The sequence below is a fragment of the Gracilibacillus phocaeensis genome (genome assembly GCF_900626275.1).
Lineage (GTDB): Bacteria > Bacillota > Bacilli > Bacillales > Amphibacillaceae > Gracilibacillus > Gracilibacillus timonensis.
In genome coordinates this window covers 1114959-1138872 of the sequence record NZ_LR131145.1, presented here as the reverse complement: position 1 = coordinate 1138872, position 23914 = coordinate 1114959, and the positions used below count along the sequence as shown (strand labels likewise).

Genomic DNA, 23914 nt, shown 5'->3' with positions numbered 1-23914 from the left:
AATGAAATAATTATCATTAAAATACAAAAAACACCCTATTCTTTGGTAAAATATAGGCACCACACCAACCAAAGAAAGGATGTTTTCCGTGTCTACTATTTTACCAAATTCTAATGAAAATGAAAAATCAAATTCCCGTATGCTGCAGTTTTTTACTCAAGCTAAGATTGGAACTTTTCTTAATCAGGCCCATGTTCACAAGGAAAAAGGATTTTCCCCACGTCTTATTATGCAATTTATTTTCGCACTTGTACTTCATGGAATGAGTTTTTCCAGGGCGCTTGAATCAGAACGTGTTTCAAAGGATTTTGAAAAGGATACGGTGTATGAGTTCTTGAAAAACCCAACTTATAACTGGCGTAAATTCCTTTCCAATGTTGGCTCTAATCTTGTTATGAAATTCTTGCTCCCTTTAACTTCCGAGGATCGTGACCGAGTTCTCATATTTGATGATTCTTTGTTCAGCCGCAATCGCAGTAAAGCGGTCGAACTGCTTGCCAGAGTGAAAGACCATACAACCGGAAGATACTTTAAGGGATTTCGTATGCTCACGCTTGGCTGGTCAGACGGAGCTTCTTTTATGCCACTTGCTTTTTCGCTTTTAAGTTCAAAAAATGAGAAAAATCGTTTTCAAGACGTCGATTCAAATATAGACAAGCGAACAGTCGGTTATAAAAGACGCCAAGAGGCAACGAAAAAAAGTACAGAGACGATGTTTGATCTTCTCGATTCCATTAACCCAAATAAGCTAGGTGCGAAAACGGTTCTTTTTGACAGTTGGTTCGCATATCCAGCTATCATATCGAAAATCATAAAAAACTATTCGCTAGATGTTGTTTGTATGATCAAACGTTCACCTAAAATTCACTACACCTATGAAGGTGAATCTTACACATTGAACCAGCTTTACAAGAAAGTTCGTAAAAAGCGTGGACGTGCTAAGATCCTTGCGAACATTGTAGTTGGACTTCGCCATGACGATAAAAATGGGAATGAAATTCAAGCACGCATTGTATTTGTTCGTGATAGAAATCGTTCCAAACAATGGCTTGCGCTTTTAACAACCAACCTCGAACACACGGAAGAAGATGCTATCCGTATTTATGGCAAGCGCTGGGAGATCGAGTGCTTTTTCAGGGTGGTCAAATCCAATTTGCGACTGGCAAAGGAATTTCAATGCCGTAGCTATGATTCCATGACTGCACACACTACAATTGTTTTCCTGCGTTACATGATGTTGTCACTTAGCGTACGGGAAGAAGAAGACCATAGAACAATTGGTCAACTTTTCTATGTGTGTTGTGATGAGATAGAAGATATCCGATTTGCACAAGCATTGATGACTATCCTAGAATTAATCGGTTCAACAATGGTAGAAGAATATCTACTAACTGATGAACAAATCAACGAGTTTTTTAATCGGTTCTTCCGCAAATTACCTGATTATTTGCGGAAATCGCTGCTTCATACTGATGTAGCCTGATAATAAAAACTATATTATCCCTTTAGTACCAAGTATTGAAGCTTATTTGTCTTGTCCGAAACTTGAGCAATTAAATAAAACTACTAGTAAAAATTCACTTGTTGATGATCTAGGGCTTTAAGATATTCAATATTCATGTTTCATAACCGAGCTCTGTTATATTAAACATATAAAGTAATTAAAGGAGATAGTAAAGTATGGAAAAAAGCCTGGTTTTAGCTGAAAAACCTTCAGTTGCTAGAGATATTGCAAAGGTATTAAAATGTACCAAAAATGGAAAAGGATTTTTAGAAGGGGATAAATATATTGTGACCTGGGCATTAGGTCACTTAGTGACATTAGCTGATCCGGAGATTTATGATGTGAAATATAAGACATGGAAACTGGAAGATTTGCCAATGCTTCCAGAACGGTTAAAGTTAACAGTCATTAAACAAACAGGTAAGCAATTTAATGCAGTGAAATCCCAAATGGTGCGTGGAGATGTTACGGAGATTATTATTGCAACTGATGCCGGACGTGAAGGAGAATTAGTAGCACGTTGGATTATTCAAAAAGCAAAAGTAAAGAAACCTATTAAACGTCTTTGGATCTCTTCTGTGACTGATAAAGCCATTAAAGATGGATTCAATCATTTAAAGCCAGGAAAGGCTTATGATGATCTTTATTATTCTGCTGTAGCTCGTTCAGAGGCAGATTGGTATATTGGACTTAATTCCAGCCGTGCTCTTTCTACAAAATTTAATGCGCAATTGAATTGTGGTCGCGTTCAGACACCAGTTGTAGCAATAATAGCTAAACGTGAAGATGAAATCAAAAACTTCAAACCACAGACTTACTACGGAATTGAAGCACAAACAGAAAATGAGCTAAAGCTAACATGGCAAGATGCTAAAGGAAATGATAGGAGTTTCGATAAAGATAAAGTTGAACGAATTGTGAAACAAATCGGCCATAGAAATGCCACAGTTTTTGATATCGATCGCAAATCTAAAAAAACATTTTCACCCGGCCTTTATGACTTAACAGAACTGCAACGAGATGCGAACAAGGTTTTTGGTTACTCCGCGAAAGAAACATTAAACATCATGCAAAAACTGTATGAGCAGCACAAAGTATTAACATATCCTCGTACAGATTCACGGCACCTCTCATCAGACATCGTAGAAACGCTGCCAGAACGTTTAAAGGCTTGTGGGGTAGATGAATATCGTTCACTAGTAAATAAGGTGCTTAAAAAGCCTATTAAGGCTTCTAAAGCATTTGTAGATGATAGCAAAGTAAGTGATCACCATGCTATCATCCCAACCGAAGGTTATGTGAACTTCTCAGCCTTCACCGATAAGGAACGTAAAATTTATGATTTAGTCGTAAAACGATTCCTAGCCGTACTATTCCCTGCGTTTGAATACGAGCAGTTAACGCTCCGCGCAAAAATAGAAAATGAATACTTCGTTGCACGCGGGAAAACAATCGTGAATGCCGGTTGGAAAGAGGTTTATAAAAACCAATTTGATGAGGTGGAATCTCCAGATGATTTAAAAGAACAAATATTACCTCACATTGAAAAGGGTGAAATATTAAACATTAAACTAATCTTACAGACATCAGGCCAAACAAAGCCACCTGCACGCTTTACAGAAGCGACATTGTTATCGGTAATGGAAAACCCTACGAAGTATATGGAGACTCATAACAAACGGCTTACAGACAAATTAAAATCGACTGGTGGCCTTGGAACTGTTGCAACTCGTGCAGATATTATCGATAAACTAATTAATTCCTTTTTAATCGAAAAACGAGGAAAAGAGATCCACATCACATCAAAAGGGGTACAATTATTAGACTTAGTACCCGAAGAATTACGTTCACCTTTTACAACGGCAGAATGGGAACAAAAGTTGGAATTAATTGCAAAAGGAAAGCTAAAAAAAGAAGTATTTATAAATGAAATGAAAATACATACGAAAGAAATCGTTGCTGAAATTAAAGCAAGTAACAAAAAGTTTAAACACGACAACATTTCCACAAAAAAATGTCCCGACTGCGGAAAACAAATGCTGGAAGTTAACGGAAAAAAGGGCAAAATGCTTGTTTGTCAAGACCGTGAATGTGGACATCGTAAAAACGTCTTAAAGGTCACGAATGCACGCTGCCCACAATGTCATAAAAAATTAGAACTCAGAGGTGAAGGTGAAGGTCAAATCTTCACATGTAAATGTGGCTATCGTGAAAAACTATCTGCCTTCCAAGCACGACGTAAAAAAGAATCTAACGGAAAAGTAGATAAACGTACTGTGCAGAAGTATTTGAAAAACCAAAACAAAGATGTTGAACCATTAAATAATTCCTTAGCAGAAGCATTAAAAAAATTAAAACTTGATTAAATTCATTAAAGGATTTCTTTATAATTAGTAATCCTTACCGCTACTTGTTATTAGAACTTTCATTAATATTGTTGATTTTTATAAAAAATGGACTTCCATAATATTGGAAGTCCTTAGAATTTTTATCCGCCTTGTTGCACTAACGCTCTCCGTTACTTTAAGTACATTCTTTCACAAAGTTAGTACGATAGATGTCGTTTGAATGCGTAGTATCGTTGTACTGCGCAGCAGAATGACTATGTTTTGTAAATCGTTCATTCTCGGCATAAAGCCACTTTTGAATAAGGAATATTTTAAACATAGAGAGAGAATACTATTTATAAAAGCACATTATTGGAGGAGCTATGGCATTTTCAATATTTTTTGCATTAACAGTGATAATAAATCTGACGTATGGTGTATCCAAAAAAACCTCCATTTATTTGAAATATTCTTCATTTGGATGATAATTAACATTATTCATCATAATTTTATGACTATCTTCATATTGAACATGGAGATGATCCATTTTAATAGCGATCCAACTAGTTATTGGACAATGGCACTTATTAGGGTCTTCCTTATTCCTATTTTTATTATTTGGTATATAGATAAAACTCAGGGGGCTAATAACAGGAATAATTGGATTATGCTATTTATTTTAATACCCCTTTTAATAGGGATTGAATATCTAGCCAACCTCCTTTGTGTATATGATTTTGTAAAATGGAATCTTTTTTATTCCACAATAGAGTGGGTTGTCATTTTACTTATTATAAGCTTCCTCTCAAACCGCTTTAGAAAAATACTTAGAAAAGAGATGAGCTAATTGTTACCATTACCAGAACAGTTTAACGAAAATGAATGGTTTATAATTTTTACCACTGTTTGTGGTTTCATATTGATTTTGTTACTCCCAAAAAGATATCCTCATGTAGTGTCTATCTTAATGGTTTTGTTCACTGTAACTATTGCTATTATTATGGACCATCTAATAGCAACGCCACCCTTGGATTTATATGACCTTAATGACCTTGAAAAATATGAGATAACAGACATCATAACATATTTGATGTATTCGCCCTATGCATTACTATGTGTATATTTATTTGACAAGTTTGATCAGATCCAAAGGGTAAATACATTACTACATATGTCGTCTTTTGGTCTTTTTTTGCTCTAGGCTTTGAATGGCTAGCTGTGTTTTTTAATGTTTTTAAGTTTAGTGGATGGACTTTCCTTAATTCATTTGCTTTCTATCTTCTTGCTACATCCATATACATACTTTTTTTTAGATTTATAAAGGACTTGTTTAAAAAGTAAAAGAGGTATGAAGATAAATTTTAATGAAGTCAGGAAGCTTACTGAAACTTGTAGAAGGAGCGTCGATCCACTCTGATCAAGATCAAGGATTTTATTATTACACATCCGATGTATCAAAAAATGGTTAGAACACATGGTTTAAGGTAATCCATGTCCACAAGAGGAAACTGTTGGGATAACGCTCCACAGGAATCATTCTTTGGATATTTTAAAGATAAGACATACTTAAAACCTTGTCACACATTAGATCAATTAAAAAAGACATCACATCATATATGACCTACTACAACAAGACTCCTGCAATACAGAAATCACCTTCTAAATGTAGCATAGTCTTTGAAAGTGGTTTTTTATAAAGAGTAGACATTAGGTTAACCTAGTTTTTCTTAGATTTTTTCTTTAGCGAGTATGTTCTTAATGATCGCAATATGAAAAGCTGCCCATGCTTTTTCACGAAAGTGAAGAATAACACTTGTACTCAGTAGTATTACAAAAAATAGAGTGAAAACAATAGCTCCAAACATACCATCTTTTAATAAGAATTTTTGTAATGGTTCTAAAAATAGAAACAATAGCCATGGTACAGTAGAAACAAAAATAGGAATGATTCCTGATCCATTTTTCTCTTTAATCATACGATAAAGGATTTTTTCTAATGTATCCGTATTAATGTTGGAGTAAAAACGTCTGATCTCAGTAACCTCTTTAATTTCTGCCATTTCATTTAAGGAGAGCTGTCCTTTCTTGTATGTTCTTTTTAATTTGAGATACAATTTATGGGCATCACCACGAATCAAAAGTTATCGATCCCTTCATTCGAATTGCCATTCAAAAACTAATCTTTAAGATAAGGTGTCAATTTTTGTATTGAACCTTCTATTTTTGTTGCGTTCTTTGCATAAAGACGTTTGGCGTTTTCGGATGCTGTTGCTAAGGCAAACAACTCTAAGTCGGCTTGACATTTTTTTAATTGAGCAAGCATTAAAGGTCTTTCTATGGGCTCTGGCACTTGAATCTTATCATCAAATAAGTCGACGGTAAGCGCACCATATGTATCAACCTGTCCAAGGAATACATTTTCAATCGTAATATTTTTCTTATCTAACTCTGTTTTTAACCATTCAAGGTTTTTCCCGGTGGCGGTTAGTGATTCTTTTAATATTTCACCGTCCATTATGACAGTTTGTGTTTCTTTTTCATTGACACTCGCTAAGCCAAGGTCTTTACGTGTTACCGGACGAAAATCTTTCTTTGGTAGGACGCTGACTGAACCTTTTGCTTCCAAAACGGCATATTCTACTTCGGAAAGGTCAAAAATATCTTTTCCTCGTAGTAATTGTAGTAACTCGTCCGTTGTATAGTGTTCTTTTTTCAGGTTTTCCTCCAGTACTTTTCCATCTTTAATAATGACGGTCCCAGACCCTTCCACAAAATCACGGAATTGTTTACTATGCACAGAAAAAATTTCCACAAGATAAATGAATAAAGAAAACACGCAGATTCCGATAATACCGTGCCAAATTTTATTGTCTGTATTTATAATAACTTCTGCTGCAATACTACCAATCGTAATGCCTGATACATATTCGAAATAGGAAAGTTCTGATAATTGTTTTTTTCCTAATAGCTTTGTTAGAAGAAACAGAGCTATTAAAAAGAGTATGACTCTGACAGCTACATCTAACCAATCTGGCATATTGATCACTCCTTTTGTTTAAAATCCTTTATATTGTTCCTCTTCTCGTTCTAACTCACTAATCCGTTTCATGATATCTTGTTTAACTTCTCCCATAACGAGCATTTGTTCATGAAAGAGACGCTTTGCCTCCTCATCACTTGAGTTGATGGCAAGTGTGGAAAGTCCAGCTTCTAGTGATTTTACTGTAGCAAGACATTGTTTCACATTAGAACTTACTGTCATAATAGTTACTCCTTATCCCTTTGGTTTAAAAACGATCGCTGCAATGGTTCCGAACACAATCGCTGCTGATATACCAGCACTAGTCACTTCGAACATTCCTGTTACGACCCCGATAATCCCGTGTTTTTCAGCTTCTTCCATGGCACCATGCACTAATGAATTCCCAAAGCTTGTAATAGGAATTGTCGCTCCAGCTCCGGCAAAATCAATCAAGGGCTCATATAATCCAAAACCATCTAAGATAGCTCCTGCTACCACCAAAGTACTTAACGTATGGGCAGGCGTCAGTTTGAAAACATCAAACATAATTTGGCCGCATAAACAAATGATTCCACCGATAACAAAGGCCCAGAAAAAAATCATGCTATTTCACCTCCATATTCAATGGAAACGGCATGTGCAATACAGGGTATAGTCTCATTTTGTTGGGTAGTTAAGGGAGACAGCAAGGCGCCAGTCGCTACAACAAGCATTCGTTTTATTTCTCCTTTTTTCATACGATTTAATAAATGACCATACACAACGACGGCTGAACATCCTGATCCACTAGCACCAGCCAAAACTGGTTGATCTTCACGATAAATCATTAACCCACAGTCTTGAAATTGTGCTTCGGTGATGTTCGTATGATGCTTCTCAAATAAGTCTAATGCACATTCTCTCCCAATATGGCCAAGGTCTCCTGTCACGATCAAGTCATAGTAAGAAGATTCAATGTTTCGTTCTTTCAGGTGTGTTTCGATTGTATCGACGGCTGCAGGAGCCATCGCACCACCCATATTAAACGGATCTGTCAGCCCCATATCGATCACTTTCCCAATTGTCGCTGAAGTAACACGGGGTCCTTCCCCTTCGTTCTTGAGTAATGCTACACCTGCACCTGTTACAGTCCACTGTGTGGTTGGCGGTTTTTGTACCCCATATTCTGTCGGATAACGAAATTGCTTTTCCACTGCTGCATTGTGACTAGATGAGCCGGTTAATACATAGTTAGCTCCGCCATGATTAACAAGAAAACCTGCTAAAGCTAGCCCTTCCATTGATGTCGAGCAAGCACCAAATAAACCTAAGTATGCAGCACCAATTGTTTTTGCTGAAAAACTAGTTGGCGTAATCTGGTTGATTAAATCACCACCAAGAAAAAATTGGACATGCTCTTTCGTAATTTCAGCTTTTTCTGTTGCTCTCAACAATGCTTCCTCTAGCATTACCTTGTGGGCTTTTTCATACGAATCTTCCTTAATCCACAGGTCTTGATGTAATATATCAAAATCATCAGCTATTTTTCCTTTGGCCTCGAACGGGCCGCCAACTGTACCCGTTGAAATGATCACTGGCTTGTTTTCAAAGATCCATGTACGCATCATAGTCCACCCCACTTGATTAATATCGTTTTAATTAAGGCGATAATAAAAGCAGCAAATACTCCAGACATGATAACTGATCCAGCCAGTTTAAACATATTTCCACCTACTCCAAGGATAAATCCCTCGGTACGGTGTTCAATAGCTGCTGATATGATAGCATTACCGAAACCTGAGACGGGTACTGCTGAACCTGCACCCGCAAATTGCGCAATCCGATCATAGACGCCAAACCCAGTTAATAGCATGGTAATAAAGATCACCACAGCTACGGTAGGATTGCCAGCGGTTTGCTCGGTAAAGTTGAAATTATATATGAAAAAGGTTTGGATCGCTTGTCCAATCAAACAAATCAATCCCCCGATTAAAAAGGCTTTTATGCAATTGGTGAAAATTGGTCTTTTCACTTCGCGTTGCTTTTGAAATTTTTGATATTCTTGTTGAACAGGGGAAAGATTCTTTTTCTGATTATTGGACATAAGAACACCTACTTTTATGTTTTTTCTTTAGAAAGTTTAATAATTCGATCAATTTCTTTCTTTAATTTCTTGTTAACGAGTTTACCTTTAGCTAATTGTTCCTTTAGATCTTTTATTTCTAAGTGGATTTTTTTATCGAGAGAAAGAGTGATCTCACGGTCAGGAAATTGTTTTTCAACTTGTTTGGTTAGTTTCTTCTCAATTTTTTTCATTTGGAAGCGATCATTATGTGGCAATTGTGCAGCTATCAGAAGCTTTTTGTCATCATTAATTGCTTGGACATCCATCAAATTGTTTTGCTTTTTCAAAACTTCTTCGGCATGTTTCGATGCGTTTTGACCTATTTCCCCAGAAGTAGAAAGTTGTAGTATGGGGTGAGAAGTTTCTGTTTTTTTAGTCTCATCTTCTAATTGACAACCTGTTGCCATTACCACTATTAAGATCATTATATTCAATAAAGATTTCATATGCATTTTCACCCCTTTAGTTAAAGCGGTTGATGAAGAAAAGGCTAACTTTTGTAGCCTTTTCAGTTCAATATTATTGTTCTTTGTATTGAGGCTCTTCTTGTTCAATTTCAGTGACACGAGATTCTAAGTTATTGATAATGGATTGTGTATCTTGCGCTGACTGTTGATAAAGTTGTTTCGCTTGTTGATTTTCAGTCCCAAGCGCAAAGGTTTCAAAGCTCGCTTGTGCACTTTTCAACCCTGCTAATGTTGTTTTCACATCATTTATAACGGTCATTTTTGTCTACCTCCTTCTATATTCTTCTCATACATTTTGTGCACATTTTCATTATTTATTCATTTAGGACAAAGAAACTGGTGCGGGAACTCTCCCCTCCGCATTTTCAGCGATGAATTAGGCTTTTGCTCTTCCACAAACGTGTCCGATGCTTCAAGAAAGTAGCCTGTTTCAGAAAACATACCCTTCAAAAATAAGGGAGAGATTAACTTTTCGAAACTACAGTTAGTTTGGTAACAATCCAAAATGTATATTCACTACAAAGTTAGTCAATGATAAGAGAAAAACAAGGGAGGAATTTTAAGTTGGAGTGGATTTTTTATCTATACCTATTCAATACAATCTTAATGTTAATCATAGCGATATGTGAGGTACGCCGACCTGCTAAGGCTTTGAATTGGCTTGCCTTAAGTCTCATTTTACCTATCATTGGTTTCGGTCTTTATCTCAGTACTACAAACCCACTAGGTATTCGTCGGAAAAGGCTAACATCTAATGGGAATGTATCGAACAAACTTCCTGATTCATTTAGCCGCTCAGCCTTAGTCATCGCTAATGCTTTAAACCAGTTCAGTGTACATGGGCTTCGTTCTGGTAGAGTCCAAGTCCTGATAAACGGAATTGAAACCTATGAAAAACTCATCAAATTCTTAGAGAACGCCAAAAACACGATTGATCTTGAATATTTCATATACAGGGATGACCAAATTGGCAGGCGCATAACGAATGTGCTGGTGGAACGGGCGTATGCGGGTGTGAAGGTCCGTTTTGTAAGAGATGGTTTTGGGAGTTGGAATTTCCCCCGAAGTCAAATCATTCGGATGATAGAGGCAGGGATTGAATGCCGGACGATTTTTCCCTTGCGATTCCCTTGGATCCTTTCGAATTGGAATTACCGGGACCATTGCAAGATTGTAACGATTGATGGAGATGAAGCATTTACAGGTGGAATCAACATCGGCTATGAGTATACAGGATTGAAGCCAAACGTAGGTTTCTGGCGTGACACCCATTTGCGTATAAAAGGCGAAGCTTCGGAGGATTTGCAAACCATTTTCGACGTTCATTGGAGAATGGCAACACCCGAACAAAGGAAAAGACACGGGGGTGAAAAAAACTCTCGAAGCAGGGTGCCTTCTGTCAAGGAAGCACATCCCAACTTGTTAACAGAATTGGGTACTGAGTTTCAAAGTGAAAAGGACACACATCGAAACAAAGAATCGTTGCACAAAGCTTATGTCCAGACGTTGGAAGGTAATCCAGGTCTTCCTACGCCAATCGTTCGAACGACCTACTTCATTTGCCTAAGTCAAGCGAACCAGACCGTTGATATAACCACCCCGTTCTTTATTCCAGATGAAGACATCCTGATGGCGATAAAGACAGCCGTGGCAAGAGGTGTACGCGTAAGGTTACTCGTCCCCCGACATGTAGCAAATAAAATCGTCGGGGCTGCCAAACGAACATATTATGGTGAATTGGTAGAGGCAGGTGTCCAAATTCACGAGTACGATAAAGGTATGCTCCATGCGAAACAAATGATCATAGATGATGAAATCGCAGTTACTGGTGCTGCAAACTGGGATATGAGAAGCTTCCGGCTGAATTATGAGACGTGTGAAGTCATTTACAGTGATGATGTTGTTAAAGAACTTACTAGTCAATTCGAGCGTGATCTTAGTGATTCATTGCCGGTGAAGGTCGACGATCTGGTGCAGCGCTCCATAACTCAGCGCATGATTGAACAAAGTGCACGTGTGTTTTCTCCTTTATTATAAGTTAAATGTATAAAACGGAATAACAAAAAGGCTGCTTAAAGAGTATGAATTCAAAAATAGCTGTTCCTTTTAATTTAAATTTAATGATGATATCAATAGATAATATATTTGAAAATCTTAAAGTAATACGTTTTTTAGAAGATATGCTGTATTATTTAGAATTAAATGGTTGGCTAAAAATGAGTTTTTAACTCGGGAATGGTGGATGTTAGTCAGTTTTTTAGTTATGCCTTGGGTTATATGGGTTGAACCTGTTAAACGAAACATTATTTTAGAAATTTTATTATTTGATACCATAATTATGATGATAACAACCTTATTAAATAGTTGGTGCACAATATAGTTTTTTGGATTACCTCATCGCACTCTACCAATTATTACCAGGGCCTTTCCTTTTGATTTTTCAATGGTACCTGTAGCTTACATGTTGTTATATCAATATTTTAGAACATGGAAATTTTATTTTACGCAGATTATTATGGCACTAACATATGCCTTTATTGGTGAACTTTTTTGTGAGTGATTCAATCTTGTTAATTATGTAGAGTGGAGTTACATATCTTCATTCATGTATCTCCCTACTACTAAAATAACTTGATACTTATCACCATCTAATCTGTATGGAATGTGTATCCTTTCATATGTTAGCAAAATTAATCTAGAGGATTCAAAAAAGTATAATTTAATGGGAGGAAAAGCACCTTGGAAGAAATTAATATTGGCGTCCTGACGATCAAAGTTATCGTAGGTTTTGTTGCTTTATTTTTTATTATTATCATAACAGGCAGAACATCTATCTCTCAGTTAACCCCGTTTCACTTAGTTTTTGTATTAGTACTTGGGGATTTTTTAGGAAACACCATTTATCAAGATAAGATAAGTACTTTTCATTTTTTATATGCCATTGGATTGTGGACGCTTCTCATGTTGGGGATAGAGTTTGTAACTCTAAAAAACAAATCGGCACGTTCTCTCTTTTTAGGCAATCCTAACATCATCATTCGAAATGGTGTCATCAATAGAAAGTTACTTAAAAAGAACAAACTAGATATAAATCAGGTACTGAGTTTGCTTCGACAAAATCATGTTTTTTCAGTTCGGGAAGTCAAATACGGTATACTAGAAGCTAATGGACAAATAAGTACATTATTAAAATCCAAGTATCAAAAACCAGAAAAGCAAGATCTTAATCTTCCAGAAAGTCCAGTTGATCTCCCAACATCGTTAATAATAGATGGAGAAATTTTATGGGATAATTTACATGAACTAGGCTTCGATAAACAGTGGTTACAGAACAAATTAGTTGCTAATGGGTATGAAAATGAAAAGTATATACTTTACGCAGATTGGCGAAAGAGTGAAGGTATACATATAAGTCCCAAATAATTTTTGGTGAATATAATGTGGATTTAAAAGAGATTCACTGTTTAAAACTAAATTGAACGTTTCCCATAGAATGGGTGTTAAGAATTTGTCTGATAGAGTGTTTGTTACTCTTGGGTCTTCCATAATCGGACGCTTTAATGTAACAACGAAAAAAGCCTAATTTCTCAATTTTTATGCTGAGAAATTAGGCTTTTTAATATTAGAATTTCCATAACGTTGTAAATCCGCATTTTCCTGACACTCCCCCATTCCCATCAAGCTACACATTAATGAATGGGTAGAATAGAGCCGTTTTTGCAAAGCAATGTCTTTGCTATTGAAAAAAGGCAAGGCACAATAATTGAAAAGGAACCGGTCCAGATAAATAGCCCTCATCTGGGCGGGTAGTTAATCGCGTTAGCGATTTTGTTCTTACTAGCCTATTTATTGTTTTCTTTTACTTCCTCTATATACACCAGAATGATAGGGAGAAACACAAGACAGGTCAAGCAAGCGTATAGAAAGAGCTTTGCAGCCAGTTCAACTAGAAAGAAAGTAGACAGGAAAAATAATACTAAAATAATCAAGGGGCTCAAGTATGCCACTAACATATATTCTTTTCTCCTCCATTTTTATTTATAAAATTCTAAAACTATCTTGCCCTATAAGGGTATAACTTATAATTCATGTGGCAAGAATGAAGACAGAAAACAGTCCTCTACAAGGAGATTTCATATGGGAAAATGGGAAAGAAGGGGAAGAAACCAACAACTTAATAAAGCAGGCACAATACAAACCCTTTATGAAAAATTGAAAGAATCAAAGGACTTTGTGGTCTATCATCATACAGGGCCAACCCCTTGTGTCATTTCTTATCTCAAAACTATGGCTGATCCCAAAATATTAAATGAATCTATTTTACCAGGCTTAAAAAACGCTGATTTACACTCTCTGGAGAAAATAAAAGAAGCCATTACTGTTGAAAACATTTCTATTACAGACCAAGCAGAGAAAATAAAAGAGAAAGTTTTACAAGGTTATGTCGTTATACAGATGACAGAGAATGACAATCAGGTACTTCTTATACCAGCAAGTACAAAGGTAGGTCGAAAGGTAAGCATTCCTGAAATAGAATTCAGTGTCGTCGGACCGAAAGAGGCATTTGTCGAGTCCTTGGATAAGAACATGAATTTAATACGTAAGCGTGTTCCATTACCTGAGCTTACAGTAAAAGAAATATCCATAGGTAAACTGACAAACACCCGTGTTGCAGTGGTTTATATAGACGGGATAGCTAATGAGATAAATATAAATACAGTGATGCAGCGCTTGAAAGAAATTGATTATGATCAAATGATTGATAGCTCTTATATCACGCAAATGATTGCAGACAACTCCAATTCTCCATTTCCTCAATTATTAGATACAGAACGGCCAGACAGAATGACAGAGGCTCTCGTGGAAGGGAAAATAGCCATACTTGTGGACGGTTCTCCTCATGCACTAACATGCCCAACGACTATTGTTGAATTTTTCTCTGCTTCAGATGACTACTTTATGCCGTGGCATTTGGCTACAGTTTTTCGGTTAATCCGATTGTTCGCTGTATTGTTTTCTGTTTTAAGTACATCACTTTATGTAGCTATACTCACACATCACCATGAGATGATTCCAGAAGAATTATTAGCTACCATCATATCTTCAAGGGCTGATATTCCATTCCCACCAATACTCGAAGTGATTATTTTAGAGCTCACCATCGAGTTACTAAGAGAAGCCGGGGCACGACTGCCTACAAAAATCGGCCAAACAATTGGTATCGTCGGTGGTATCGTTATTGGAACCGCCGCCGTAGACGCAGGGCTTACGAGTAATGTATTGCTAATCATCGTAGCATTAAGCGCTTTGGCGTCATTTACTACACCGGTCTATCAAATCAGTAACACGATACGCCTGGTTCGATTTCCATTCATTATTGGGGCGCAATTATGGGGATTGATTGGTGTTTCCATGGTGATGGCACTCTTTATCGGTCATTTAATAAAGCTACAATCGATAGGTACACCATTTTTTGCACCGATTTATCCATTAAGATTCACAGATTTGAAGGATGCATTCATTCGTTTGCCATTCAATAAACAAACACAACGGCCTATACAGACACGACCATTAAAATCAGAGCGGTTACAACCGTCTGATGCCAATAAGAAGAGGGATATCGATGAATAAAAAGAGGCAATCCAAGATCGATCTTCATGTTCCTGAAAACCTATTGGTTACCCCGTTTTTTGTTTTCTTCCTGATTCATGCTATGCAACTCGGGGTAGGAATACTTAGTTTTGAAACGTATATTGCCAGAGACGCTGGTTATGATGCCTGGATCAGTCTTTTGATTGCCGGGGCAGCTATTCATCTGCTGCTTTGGATAGTTTATAACATTCTTCAGAACAGCAAAGGTGATATCGTATCTATACATGAAGAGACGTTTGGCAAATATATCGGTGGATTTTTAAGCATTATTTTCTGTTTATATGTACTGCTATTGACATTAACGGTGCTTCGAACCTTTATTGAGGTCATCCAAACATGGGTTTTTCCTCAATTAAACGTATGGTTTTTCACATTGGCTTTCCTGTTGTTGATCTATTATTTGGTAGCTGGAGGCTTCCGTTTGATCACCGGTCTATGTCTGATCAGTGTCCTGTTGGCACTGCCCCTTCTATGGCTCAAATTTTTTCCTATTCAAGCTGGAGATATAAATAATGTATTTCCAATTATCGACCATACCTTAGTCGAGCTGCTTAGTTCAGCTAAAACGAGCATTTTAGGCTTTCTGGGGTTTGAGTTATTATTGGTCTTTTATCCTTTTATCAAAAACCCCGAGCAGTCTAAGAAATGGGCGCACTATGGCGTTTTTTTTACCACTATCATCTATGTGATCAGTGCTATCACAGCTTTCATTTATTTCAGTGAAAAACAATTGGATCGAGTGAATTGGGCAACAATATCGCTTTGGAAAATTGTAGAATTTCCTTTTGTTGAACGTTTTGAGTTCATCGGTATAGCCCTTTGGCTGTTTGTAGTCATACCAAACATATGTCTCGCCTTGTGGGCGGCAAGCCGTATCCCAAAAAGAATGTTTAATATAAGGCAAACCTATATGGTGGGGATTTATTGTCTCATTCTTTATGTGGCTACAATCATGTTGGACGAGCGCCAACAAATCAAGGAACTGAATGACATTGCAAATATGATAGGATTTTATGTCTTAATGTATATTCCTGTCCTCTTTCTTTTTAAAAAGGCAAGAGATAAAGTGAGGGATACAAATTGAAAAATAATATTAGTGTAATGGTGATAATTGGCATCATGTTCCTCACTGGTTGTGCCGAAACATATAGTGTAGAAGATCGGGTTATCATACGGGTTGCAGGGTATGATTTTGTGGACGAAGATCGGTTGAAAGCTACAGTAGCTGTTCCACAATACGGAAGGGGTGAATCTAGTGGAACACCTACTGAAAAATATCAGTCTGCTGTTGATCACTCTGTGAAAGAGGCCCATGAAAATATTCAAAGAAAGTTATCTAAACCGATATCTATTGGTAAATTAGAGCTTTCTTTATTCAATGAAGAGCTTGCTAAGAATGGGCTGAAAAATATGATCGATTTCTTAGGGAGGGACCCTATAATCGGCCGAAATATTTTACTCAGTGTCGTAAAAGGTGAGACACAAGGACTTATTGAGGCTAAGTACAGTGAAAGTGAAACAACCTCTAAATATATAACCGGCTTGATTAAACAAAATATAAATCAAAGTAACTTTCCTGAAACAAATTTGCATAAGTTTTTATATGCTTATTATGCTGACGGCATGGATCCCTTTCTCCCGCTCATTAAAAGAACAGACAGTCAAGTTGAAATAGATGGAATCGCTTTTTTCGATGGGGCAAAGATGGTCCACAGTTTACCTTATTCGGAAGCATTCAATTTTAAAATTATGAAACAAGATTTTAATAGAGGAACAAAAGGAATCAAATACAAGGAAGAACATATAGTTTTGGAGAACATCGGTTCCAGAGTGACTTATCATGTCATAGATGGGATAGAACATCCTAAGTTCCTGCTGGATATTAAAATTAAAGGATTTATAAATGAAGTGCAAAACATCAATTTAATGCTGAATGGACCCGTAATTAAAAGTATGGAAAAGGATTTTGAGAAATCGTTACAAGCTCAATGTATCGAAATGATCGAGCGGTTCCAGGAATTAAAAATCGATCCCCTGGGTTTGGGTAATGAGCTGAAAAATCGCAGGGGAAATTTTGATTTAAAAAAATGGGAAGGTGTTTATCCTACCGTTCCCGTAGACGTGAAAATTGACGTAGAAATAATTGAAACAGGAATTACTTCCTAAATGATGTCCTGGGAATAAATTTTTCTGGGACGCTTTTTTTGTGTACTTTACTTATTCATTTCTGGCTTTTTTTTATCCTGGTTAGTATTTCTTTTTTCTAAGGGATAACCTCTCTTTATTCGCAGTATAGTAACATTTACGATATTTTGCAGCTATTGCTTTGTGTTCCAAGTAATAACTCCAGACATGGAACACGCAACCTCTCAGACACATTTTAAGCGTTTTATTATAAACATTTAGTTTTGACACCGCCTAAAATGACTAAAACGGGCTTATAAGGAATGTTAAGTGATTTGCTTTCTTTTTTGTCATTCTTTTTCTATGAAGTGACCAGTAGTTTAAGTACAATATTTCATAAACTTGTTTTCTTGGATAGATATAATAACTTAATAAACACTGGGACATGTTCCAGCTGCTGGTTCATAATAACAATGATTTTTATATTGACCAGCAAAAGGCTGACCGTACCATGTTGGAGGACATGGACCATATGGATTGAAATACCAAAGAGAATATTTCGCCGGGTGTTGCCTCCAAAAATCCAAATTCTTTTTTGCTAATCTTTTTTCAACTGATCTCGCTCTTTGATAAAATACATTACCTTTTTGGACAGCTTCAAAAGAATAATTTCCTCCTTGTATTTGAAAAATAACTTGTCGAATTGTTCTTACATCTCTAAAATCTAAACAATCCGCTACGCCACGATTAACAATTACATTTCCGACATACAACATTCCTTGTTTCCCTTCTCCTACGGCTTCCGCTCTCATCATTCTTGCCATTAAGGCAACGTCGGTACTTGTGTATTTTATTCTCGGCATTTTTTCACCTCCAAAATATTGTATGAAAAAGTTCCCCTCCTCATTCTCCGGAAGACTTGATATCAAGATATAGGCCTTAATTAATGGCAATAAATACTGAACTGAGTCCTGGAGTCATCATCATTAAAAACGCCTGCCACATCTTCGAACCGGTATTCCTTCTTCATCTGTAATCGCGGTATCAACGATCGTTTCGTTAGTGTTGATTAATACCACTACCGTTCCGATAATAGGAAAAATGGTTTCAGTATCCACAATCTGGCCAATCCCCCTTCTGCCACTTAAATATACCAGCGTTGACATAGATTTTATTTACTACTAAGTGACAAGGTATGTACCAGTTAATGACAGGGCTTTTCCACTCGTAGGTTTAGGATTCTGTCGGTCTAAGGATCTTAAAGGGCTAAGTCCTGTCATTCTTTACACTGCTTACGACCCACAGTAGCACCATTGGCATTAATTGAGGGGACCAGACTCCAGGAAGTACAGAACATGCTCGGACACGCAAACATTAATACAACAATGGTCTATGCTCACAACTTAAGGTATACAGGTTACATATGGCTATAGGAGATGTTAATTAACTCTTAATAAGCTAAATAGCCTATGGTAGATATCAAACTTACAATTATCTCGAAAACAAGTCTTCCGCAATAGGGCTCAAATCTAGGCAGCAAAACGCAGAAAACGTACGCTAAGAGTTATGTTGCGTTAAATTTGTGACTTAACGATTAAATTGTGTTGCATAAGAGCACTAATAACGATGAAAATGGCTATTTAATACAACACAATTGTATTTATGTTGTATAGAACGAACGAAACTCATGACAGATAAAAAAGCCTATGTGATAAGTAAAGAGGGGGCGAAGTCGAAGACTTACTCCGTCACAATTAAATCCTCCGAACATATGGAGCAGCAAGTCTTTCAGGAAAGTCCTCATTTTCGTGAAAAAGCAAAGAACGTTACAAAATTGAAGCGAAAAATAGTGAACTAAAACACAGACACGGGTATGATGTAGCATCTTCCTCGGGTCTCGTTGGCATGGAAATGCAGTGAGCAATGTCGATTTTCACCGTGAACTTGAAACGAATTATCAAACTAATGGACGAACCAAAGGAATAAAAGCAAGGAAAAAAGGAGCCTGTCCGTTCAATTCTGAACGGACAGACCCCTTTTCTTTATATTTTTCCGACACCATAAAACTAAAACGTTAGTTTTTCAGTGGCCTCCATAGAATGGCCTTCTTTTTTATTAAACGTAAAGATTACGCTTTTCTACTTATTGCATTACATTGCCTCTATAAGGATCTTGGCTTTCCAAGTAGTTAGAAAATTGCTGAACGGATGTTTGAATATTTTGTGGAGTTTCTTTTACAATACCGTACCAGCCGTTTTTAAACATTAAGTTATATAGATTGCGCTGACAGTTTTGCGTTTCTTGGGAAACAGACGCAATTGTACGATACAACGATTCATGGCTTGCTTCTTTCAAAGCAATCGAGTAAGAGGACGTTAAATATTTTTCCGTAGTTAAGGCATCGTTTAGAAAATCTCTATCGTTCATTTGTGGCGTCTTAGGAACTGGTGTTTGAGGATTTTTAATCCCGTTTGGAGTATTTTTGTTCACTAAAGTCTCCTCCTTATTGACTTATATTTTGTGAAGGTTGATTTAAATACTGTTGCATTTGTTGAAGCAGCTGTTGATAGTGTCGATCGTGCATTAGTCCAGCTTGTTCAAGTGCTTCTTTTACATCCGGATTTTGACATTGTTGAGCAAAAAAATGCATTTTCTTCATCGCAAGTAAATTCCAGCTTAGCATATCCTTTACATACAGATGATCCTTTGTTGACATTATTTCAGGCGGTTCCATCATTACAGCTTGTTGATTATCTATACCCGTCTGCTGTTGTTGCATTATGTTTCCTCCTCGTTATCATTGTTTTAATCTCGTAGTTAGATTGCCACACAATGGTCAAAAATATTCGACAGGGAATGAAGACTAGTTTTAAAGATCCCGTGACCCTCAACGTATCATTAGCACTTATAATATCTTTATACCCTGCTGTATCCGTCATAACCTCTTTTGGTTGTAAAGCGGCCTGGTGTTCTAAAATTCCTGCTGGCTTCGTTAATGTAACTTACAAATATACATCAAAAATGTATGGAGCTTCTTCCCTATTGCTAATAACTCGTGGGTGATTCCATAGTTTTCTTTTCTGTAATCTCAATTCCTTGTTTTAATTCTTCAATCATTAGAGAAAAATCCGTAACAATATCTTTCCATATCTTCAGCAGTATCTTTTTTAAGTCTAATTTATTCTAACATCAATATGTGAATTGGCTTGATTATATAATTCCTGGAATTTCTTATAAATATGTAATTTTACGTATAGTATATTCCAGTTCGATAGCTGCTGATTTAAGACGTAATATATGATTTGTCTGTTTAACCCTCCTCCTAATACTCCGGCTGTGCTGCATTAGGCATTTCCGTATGGAACTGGTAAACTCCCCCTTTAATAGCAAATTTATTATCTTAAATCCAGGACCCCCTTTTTGAAGCTCTCCAAGCTTATAGTACGATTCAGTTTCTAAATTCATTTTATTAACGATATGACTTATCATCATATCCTTTTTTGTTTATCCCAACGTTCCCGACTAGTAACAGTAACATCCCTTTATCACCTTCAGCTCTTAATAATCTTCCTAAAAAGAGGCAATATCTGATTCCCTAGCATTAACTACTCCCAAAACTTCACCTCATTGTATTGTACAACTTAATGGAGGCTTTTAGCTTGGGTAATGCTTATAACCTGTAGAATAAAAATTAGAATAAAAAAATAATAAACGGAGAAAATAATTTAGAATATAAAATGACGATAGAAAGGGCGGTAAAAAATGAATCTAAAGTGGTTAAGACTATTAACAGCAGTTTTTCTATCTGCCATCATGTTAATGGGGTGTAATAATGTAGAAGAGGATAATGATCCACCACCATCTGATACAGAAGAACCAATTGAAGATCCTGAAGATGTAAATGACCCGGATAATATAGATGAAAATGATGTGGACCTTGATACAGAAGAGCCAATTGAAGATCCTAAAGATGCAAATGACCCAGATAATGTAGATGAAAATAAAGATGATGAAGCTGATTTAGTGCCTGATGCAGAAGAACCAATTGAAGATCCTAAAGATGTAAACGACACAGATGATATAGATGAATAATGATTTAAAAAGGAACCTTTTGGAAGGTGAACCTGTCCTTCATAACTACCTAATGTCACATAAGAAATGGTTGTTTTTCGTACCATTTAAATTCCTCCTTTGTCCCCTGCATGTTCCATGCAGGGGCTTGTTTTTGGTTTATGAGAACTCCACGCCTAAGATATGGTCACTTGCTTTTTGCGCTTTCTGAGCCGCTTTTACGATCAGGGTTTTATCATCTTTAAGTTTTCGTAACCAGGAATGAATATAAGAAGCGCTATTATCGATTGTGTGATTTTCAATTCCGGTCACTCCACAAAGCATCGAAGCTCCTAATTCTGCGATTAATTCCTCTTTACTGTAATTTTCACTTCCGAAGCTGTTTTTCCCGTTACGCCTTCTCGATCTAGTCGATCTTTATTCCCTGTGCTGTGGACCATTTCATGAAATAAAGTGCTGTAATATTCGTTAATTTCTTGAAAGTCTTTCTTAGGTGGCACATTGACACGATCTTCAAAGGGGACATAATATGCACGACCACTTTGAAAGCTGTAAGATGGACCATTAAAATAATCTTTTTTTATCTTTTCAGCTTTTTCTATAGGGTCATGATCGAACGTTTCATAGGTTCGTTTTGTTTCTAATCCTTCTACTTGAGTAAAACCCTCGAGTATTGCACACCGTGTTCGTTTTATTCGATCTTATTTCCGTTGGTTACATGAAGAAGGACATATAACAGCTAATCCAGCTGCCAAGATTAAAGAACCAAAAGTGGGAAAACGAATCCCAAAGTTCTTAACAGAAAGAGAAATTGAACATTTAAGGGAAGGTTGCTATACGTCAATGGAAAAAGCTGCCTTATTTGAATTTATGTTCTCAACAGGCTGTCGAATTGGAGAGATTGTTTCATTAAATAAGAATTGTATAAATTGGGGGAATCGTTCAGCGATTGTAAGAGGGAAAGGTGATAAGGAGCGAGAAGTGTATTTTAATATCAGATGTGATATTTGGTTAAAGCGTTACATTCAAGAGCGAACAGATCAAGATAAAGCCATATTTGTGACGGAGCGAATTCCTCACCGAATGAGCATTGCCCAGATGAGATACGTCATAAAGCGAATATCCAAGCGAGCAGGGATTGATAAAACAATACATCCTCATCAACTTAGACACAGTTACGCAACTCATTTATTAAATAACGGGGCACCTTTAGATGTTATTCAAAGTCTTCTAGGACATGAGAAGAGTGAAACGACACGTATTTATGCACAATTAAGTGGAAAGCTTAGACAAGAATTTTATCAGAAATATTTTTAGAAGCACCTTTCAAAAATTAAAATTAAATTATTTCACCCGAATATGTTTGGGTGAAATTAGTACAAGTACTATTAATAAAAGTTAAACTATTTTCAACCATGTATTGACACGGATACAACTGCACCGTGTTAGACCGATTCATCCAACAAGCAATCGCACAGGTTCTTACAACCATTTATGACCCAACCTTCTCAGAGCACAGTTATGGTTTTCGTCCAAATAGACGAGGTCACGACGCAGTAAGAGAAGCAAGAAGCTATATCAAAGATGGCTATCGGTGGGTTATCGATATGGATTTAGAGAAATTCTTTGATAAAGTACATCACGACAGATTAATGCGAACGTTGAGCCAACGAGTCAAAGACGCGAGAGTGCTTAAACTGATTCGCAGATATCTCCAAGCTGGTATTATGGACGGTGGGATTGTACAGCCGAACATGGAAGGAGCACCTCAAGGTGGACCATTAAGTCCACTACTTTCTAATATTGTTTTAGATGAACTAGACAAGGAATTAGAGAAAAGAGGACTTCGCTTCGTCCGTTATGCGGATGACTGTAATATCTATGTCCGTTCCAGGAGAGCTGGTTTACGAGTGATGAAAAGTACTACTGAATTTATCGAAGGAAAACTAAAGTTAAAAGTAAATGAACAGAAAAGTGCAGTAGACCGCCCATGGAAACGTAAATTCCTTGGATTTTCTTTCACTTTCCATAAGGTGAACCCAAAGATTCGGGTCTCTAAAGAGAGTATCAAACGGTTTAAACACCGTGTCAGAGAACTAACCTCCAGAAAGAGATCTATGAATATGAGGGATAGAATCGAAAAGCTAAATCGATATTTAGTAGGCTGGCTTGGTTATTATCAGCTAGCAGAAACACCTACCATATTTGAAGCTCTAGATGGCTGGATAAGAAGAAGACTTCGAATGATACGCTGGAAGGAATGGAAGAAAGTCAAAACAAAATACAAGAATCTCATGAAACTTGGAATTAAGAAAGGAAAAGCGTGGGAATGGGCAAATTCAAGGAAGGCGTATTGGCGTATAGCCAAGAGCCCCATCTTGTCTAGAGCCCTTGGCAACCAATATTGGTTAGAGTAAGGGTTGAAGAGTCTATCCAAGCGATATCAGACCATGCGTTGGACCTAAATGAAACCGCCGTATACGGAACCGTACGTACGGTGGTGTGAGAGGTCGGGGGTTAGTCACCCCCTCCTACTCGATTTGCAGTTTATAATGCTTTTCTAAAGCCTGCTGAATAAAGAATGTACAATATAATGTTTTTTTTGATTGTATGTTCGATAATATATAAGAGTTATTCAGTTAT

Annotated in this window: 22 protein-coding genes and 4 pseudogenes; 12 read left to right on the top strand and 14 right to left on the bottom strand. The window is 36.8% G+C overall.

Annotated features, from left to right (window positions below; translation table 11 throughout):
- The first annotated feature begins 88 nt into the window (after nucleotides 1-88).
- Nucleotides 89-1483, top strand: a complete 1395-nt coding sequence (locus tag E0E32_RS21475) for an IS4 family transposase (protein ID WP_130859979.1) — start codon at nucleotides 89-91, stop codon at nucleotides 1481-1483.
- 197 nt (nucleotides 1484-1680) lie between these two features.
- The gene (locus tag E0E32_RS21470) at nucleotides 1681-3870 is read left to right on the top strand and encodes a DNA topoisomerase III (protein WP_130860858.1); all 2190 of its coding nucleotides are present in this window, start codon (nucleotides 1681-1683) and stop codon (nucleotides 3868-3870) included.
- Between the two features lie 1688 nt (nucleotides 3871-5558).
- Here E0E32_RS21470 and E0E32_RS21465 read toward each other — a convergent pair.
- From E0E32_RS21465 to E0E32_RS21430, 8 genes are all read right to left on the bottom strand, one after another.
- Entirely contained in the window at nucleotides 5559-5891 is a 333-nt protein-coding gene (locus E0E32_RS21465; protein ID WP_286172024.1) for a hypothetical protein, read from the bottom strand.
- 116 nt (nucleotides 5892-6007) lie between these two features.
- A complete protein-coding gene (locus tag E0E32_RS21460; protein ID WP_130860854.1) occupies nucleotides 6008-6868 on the bottom strand; it encodes a DUF421 domain-containing protein in 861 nt (286 codons plus the stop codon).
- Between the two features lie 18 nt (nucleotides 6869-6886).
- Nucleotides 6887-7093, bottom strand: coding sequence for a DUF1657 domain-containing protein (locus tag E0E32_RS21455; protein WP_130860852.1), 207 nt, complete (start codon nucleotides 7091-7093; stop codon nucleotides 6887-6889).
- A gap of 12 nt (nucleotides 7094-7105) precedes the next feature.
- On the bottom strand, nucleotides 7106-7456 hold the full coding sequence (gene spoVAE, locus E0E32_RS21450) for a stage V sporulation protein AE (protein ID WP_130860850.1): 351 nt from the start codon (nucleotides 7454-7456) through the stop codon (nucleotides 7106-7108).
- A complete protein-coding gene (gene spoVAD / locus E0E32_RS21445) occupies nucleotides 7453-8457 on the bottom strand; it encodes a stage V sporulation protein AD (RefSeq protein ID WP_434059224.1) in 1005 nt (334 codons plus the stop codon). The genes spoVAE and spoVAD overlap by 4 nt, the downstream gene beginning before the upstream one ends.
- Nucleotides 8457-8936 (bottom strand): stage V sporulation protein AC, encoded by a 480-nt coding sequence (spoVAC, locus tag E0E32_RS21440; protein ID WP_130860846.1) that lies wholly within the window; start codon nucleotides 8934-8936, stop codon nucleotides 8457-8459. Before spoVAC ends, spoVAD begins: the two co-directional genes overlap by 1 nt.
- A gap of 14 nt (nucleotides 8937-8950) precedes the next feature.
- Complete coding sequence (locus tag E0E32_RS21435) at nucleotides 8951-9403, bottom strand: YhcN/YlaJ family sporulation lipoprotein (protein WP_165445123.1); 453 nt, start codon at nucleotides 9401-9403, stop codon at nucleotides 8951-8953.
- A gap of 73 nt (nucleotides 9404-9476) precedes the next feature.
- Nucleotides 9477-9683, bottom strand: coding sequence for a DUF1657 domain-containing protein (locus tag E0E32_RS21430; protein ID WP_054860092.1), 207 nt, complete (start codon nucleotides 9681-9683; stop codon nucleotides 9477-9479).
- Between the two features lie 305 nt (nucleotides 9684-9988).
- Between E0E32_RS21430 and E0E32_RS21425 the strand changes: the two genes are divergently transcribed.
- The 5 genes from E0E32_RS21425 (at nucleotide 9989) to E0E32_RS21400 (ending at nucleotide 17242) form a co-directional block, all read left to right on the top strand.
- Nucleotides 9989-11461 (top strand): phospholipase D-like domain-containing protein, encoded by a 1473-nt coding sequence (locus tag E0E32_RS21425; protein WP_130860841.1) that lies wholly within the window; start codon nucleotides 9989-9991, stop codon nucleotides 11459-11461.
- A 702-nt stretch (nucleotides 11462-12163) separates the two neighbouring features.
- Nucleotides 12164-12847, top strand: coding sequence for a DUF421 domain-containing protein (locus tag E0E32_RS21415; protein WP_130860840.1), 684 nt, complete (start codon nucleotides 12164-12166; stop codon nucleotides 12845-12847).
- A 714-nt stretch (nucleotides 12848-13561) separates the two neighbouring features.
- Nucleotides 13562-15055, top strand: coding sequence for a spore germination protein (locus E0E32_RS21410; RefSeq protein ID WP_130860838.1), 1494 nt, complete (start codon nucleotides 13562-13564; stop codon nucleotides 15053-15055).
- Nucleotides 15048-16160, top strand: a complete 1113-nt coding sequence (locus E0E32_RS21405; RefSeq protein WP_165445122.1) for a GerAB/ArcD/ProY family transporter — start codon at nucleotides 15048-15050, stop codon at nucleotides 16158-16160. Before E0E32_RS21410 ends, E0E32_RS21405 begins: the two co-directional genes overlap by 8 nt.
- Entirely contained in the window at nucleotides 16157-17242 is a 1086-nt protein-coding gene (locus tag E0E32_RS21400) for a Ger(x)C family spore germination protein (RefSeq protein ID WP_130860834.1), read from the top strand. The genes E0E32_RS21405 and E0E32_RS21400 overlap by 4 nt, the downstream gene beginning before the upstream one ends.
- Before the next feature lie 386 nt (nucleotides 17243-17628).
- Here the strand turns inward: E0E32_RS21400 and E0E32_RS21395 are convergent, their stop codons facing one another.
- Both E0E32_RS21395 and E0E32_RS21390 read right to left on the bottom strand, forming a co-directional pair.
- Nucleotides 17629-18063 carry a cell wall hydrolase gene (locus E0E32_RS21395; RefSeq protein ID WP_130860833.1) on the bottom strand — a complete coding sequence of 145 codons (435 nt, stop codon included), beginning with the start codon at nucleotides 18061-18063 and terminating at the stop codon, nucleotides 17629-17631.
- A 123-nt stretch (nucleotides 18064-18186) separates the two neighbouring features.
- On the bottom strand, nucleotides 18187-18366 hold the full coding sequence (locus E0E32_RS21390) for a hypothetical protein (protein WP_130860831.1): 180 nt from the start codon (nucleotides 18364-18366) through the stop codon (nucleotides 18187-18189).
- A gap of 129 nt (nucleotides 18367-18495) precedes the next feature.
- Between E0E32_RS21390 and E0E32_RS22860 the strand changes: the two are divergent.
- Nucleotides 18496-18633, top strand: a pseudogene (locus E0E32_RS22860) (tyrosine-type recombinase/integrase); the annotation flags it as partial.
- A 281-nt stretch (nucleotides 18634-18914) separates the two neighbouring features.
- A pseudogene (locus E0E32_RS21380) lies at nucleotides 18915-19186 on the top strand (transposase); the annotation flags it as partial.
- Nucleotides 19187-19342: 156 nt separating this feature from the next.
- Here E0E32_RS21380 and E0E32_RS21375 read toward each other — a convergent pair.
- Together E0E32_RS21375 and E0E32_RS21370 are read right to left on the bottom strand one after the other, a co-directional pair.
- The gene (locus E0E32_RS21375; RefSeq protein ID WP_130860929.1) at nucleotides 19343-19627 is read right to left on the bottom strand and encodes a spore coat protein; all 285 of its coding nucleotides are present in this window, start codon (nucleotides 19625-19627) and stop codon (nucleotides 19343-19345) included.
- A 76-nt stretch (nucleotides 19628-19703) separates the two neighbouring features.
- Entirely contained in the window at nucleotides 19704-19979 is a 276-nt protein-coding gene (locus E0E32_RS21370; protein ID WP_130860827.1) for a hypothetical protein, read from the bottom strand.
- A 983-nt stretch (nucleotides 19980-20962) separates the two neighbouring features.
- Between E0E32_RS21370 and E0E32_RS21365 the strand changes: the two genes are divergently transcribed.
- A complete protein-coding gene (locus E0E32_RS21365) occupies nucleotides 20963-21292 on the top strand; it encodes a hypothetical protein (protein ID WP_130860825.1) in 330 nt (109 codons plus the stop codon).
- A 138-nt stretch (nucleotides 21293-21430) separates the two neighbouring features.
- Here the strand turns inward: E0E32_RS21365 and E0E32_RS22770 are convergent, their stop codons facing one another.
- Nucleotides 21431-21616, bottom strand: a complete 186-nt coding sequence (locus E0E32_RS22770) for a zincin-like metallopeptidase domain-containing protein (protein WP_286172036.1) — start codon at nucleotides 21614-21616, stop codon at nucleotides 21431-21433.
- Nucleotides 21616-21771, bottom strand: a complete 156-nt coding sequence (locus tag E0E32_RS22765; protein ID WP_286172023.1) for a zincin-like metallopeptidase domain-containing protein — start codon at nucleotides 21769-21771, stop codon at nucleotides 21616-21618. Before E0E32_RS22765 ends, E0E32_RS22770 begins: the two co-directional genes overlap by 1 nt.
- A 157-nt stretch (nucleotides 21772-21928) precedes the next feature.
- Between E0E32_RS22765 and E0E32_RS21355 the strand changes: the two are divergent.
- Nucleotides 21929-22588, top strand: a pseudogene (locus E0E32_RS21355) (tyrosine-type recombinase/integrase); the annotation flags it as partial.
- Nucleotides 22589-22710: 122 nt separating this feature from the next.
- Nucleotides 22711-23688: pseudogene (gene ltrA / locus E0E32_RS21350) on the top strand (group II intron reverse transcriptase/maturase); the annotation flags it as partial.
- Nucleotides 23689-23914 lie beyond the last annotated feature (226 nt).

Coding starts and splice junctions, on each gene's coding strand:
- E0E32_RS21470 (WP_130860858.1), top strand. CDS start 1,681: ATGGAAAAAAGCCTGGTTTTAGCTGAAAAACCTTCAGTTGCTAGAGAT.
- E0E32_RS21465 (WP_286172024.1), bottom strand. CDS start 5,891: ATGGCAGAAATTAAAGAGGTTACTGAGATCAGACGTTTTTACTCCAAC.
- E0E32_RS21460 (WP_130860854.1), bottom strand. CDS start 6,868: ATGCCAGATTGGTTAGATGTAGCTGTCAGAGTCATACTCTTTTTAATA.
- E0E32_RS21455 (WP_130860852.1), bottom strand. CDS start 7,093: ATGACAGTAAGTTCTAATGTGAAACAATGTCTTGCTACAGTAAAATCA.
- spoVAE (WP_130860850.1), bottom strand. CDS start 7,456: ATGATTTTTTTCTGGGCCTTTGTTATCGGTGGAATCATTTGTTTATGC.
- spoVAD (WP_434059224.1), bottom strand. CDS start 8,457: ATGCGTACATGGATCTTTGAAAACAAGCCAGTGATCATTTCAACGGGT.
- spoVAC (WP_130860846.1), bottom strand. CDS start 8,936: ATGTCCAATAATCAGAAAAAGAATCTTTCCCCTGTTCAACAAGAATAT.
- E0E32_RS21435 (WP_165445123.1), bottom strand. CDS start 9,403: ATGAAATCTTTATTGAATATAATGATCTTAATAGTGGTAATGGCAACA.
- E0E32_RS21430 (WP_054860092.1), bottom strand. CDS start 9,683: ATGACCGTTATAAATGATGTGAAAACAACATTAGCAGGGTTGAAAAGT.
- E0E32_RS21410 (WP_130860838.1), top strand. CDS start 13,562: ATGGGAAAATGGGAAAGAAGGGGAAGAAACCAACAACTTAATAAAGCA.
- E0E32_RS21405 (WP_165445122.1), top strand. CDS start 15,048: ATGAATAAAAAGAGGCAATCCAAGATCGATCTTCATGTTCCTGAAAAC.
- E0E32_RS21395 (WP_130860833.1), bottom strand. CDS start 18,063: ATGCCGAGAATAAAATACACAAGTACCGACGTTGCCTTAATGGCAAGA.
- E0E32_RS21390 (WP_130860831.1), bottom strand. CDS start 18,366: ATGTCAACGCTGGTATATTTAAGTGGCAGAAGGGGGATTGGCCAGATT.
- E0E32_RS21375 (WP_130860929.1), bottom strand. CDS start 19,627: ATGAACGATAGAGATTTTCTAAACGATGCCTTAACTACGGAAAAATAT.
- E0E32_RS21370 (WP_130860827.1), bottom strand. CDS start 19,979: ATGCAACAACAGCAGACGGGTATAGATAATCAACAAGCTGTAATGATG.
- E0E32_RS21365 (WP_130860825.1), top strand. CDS start 20,963: ATGAATCTAAAGTGGTTAAGACTATTAACAGCAGTTTTTCTATCTGCC.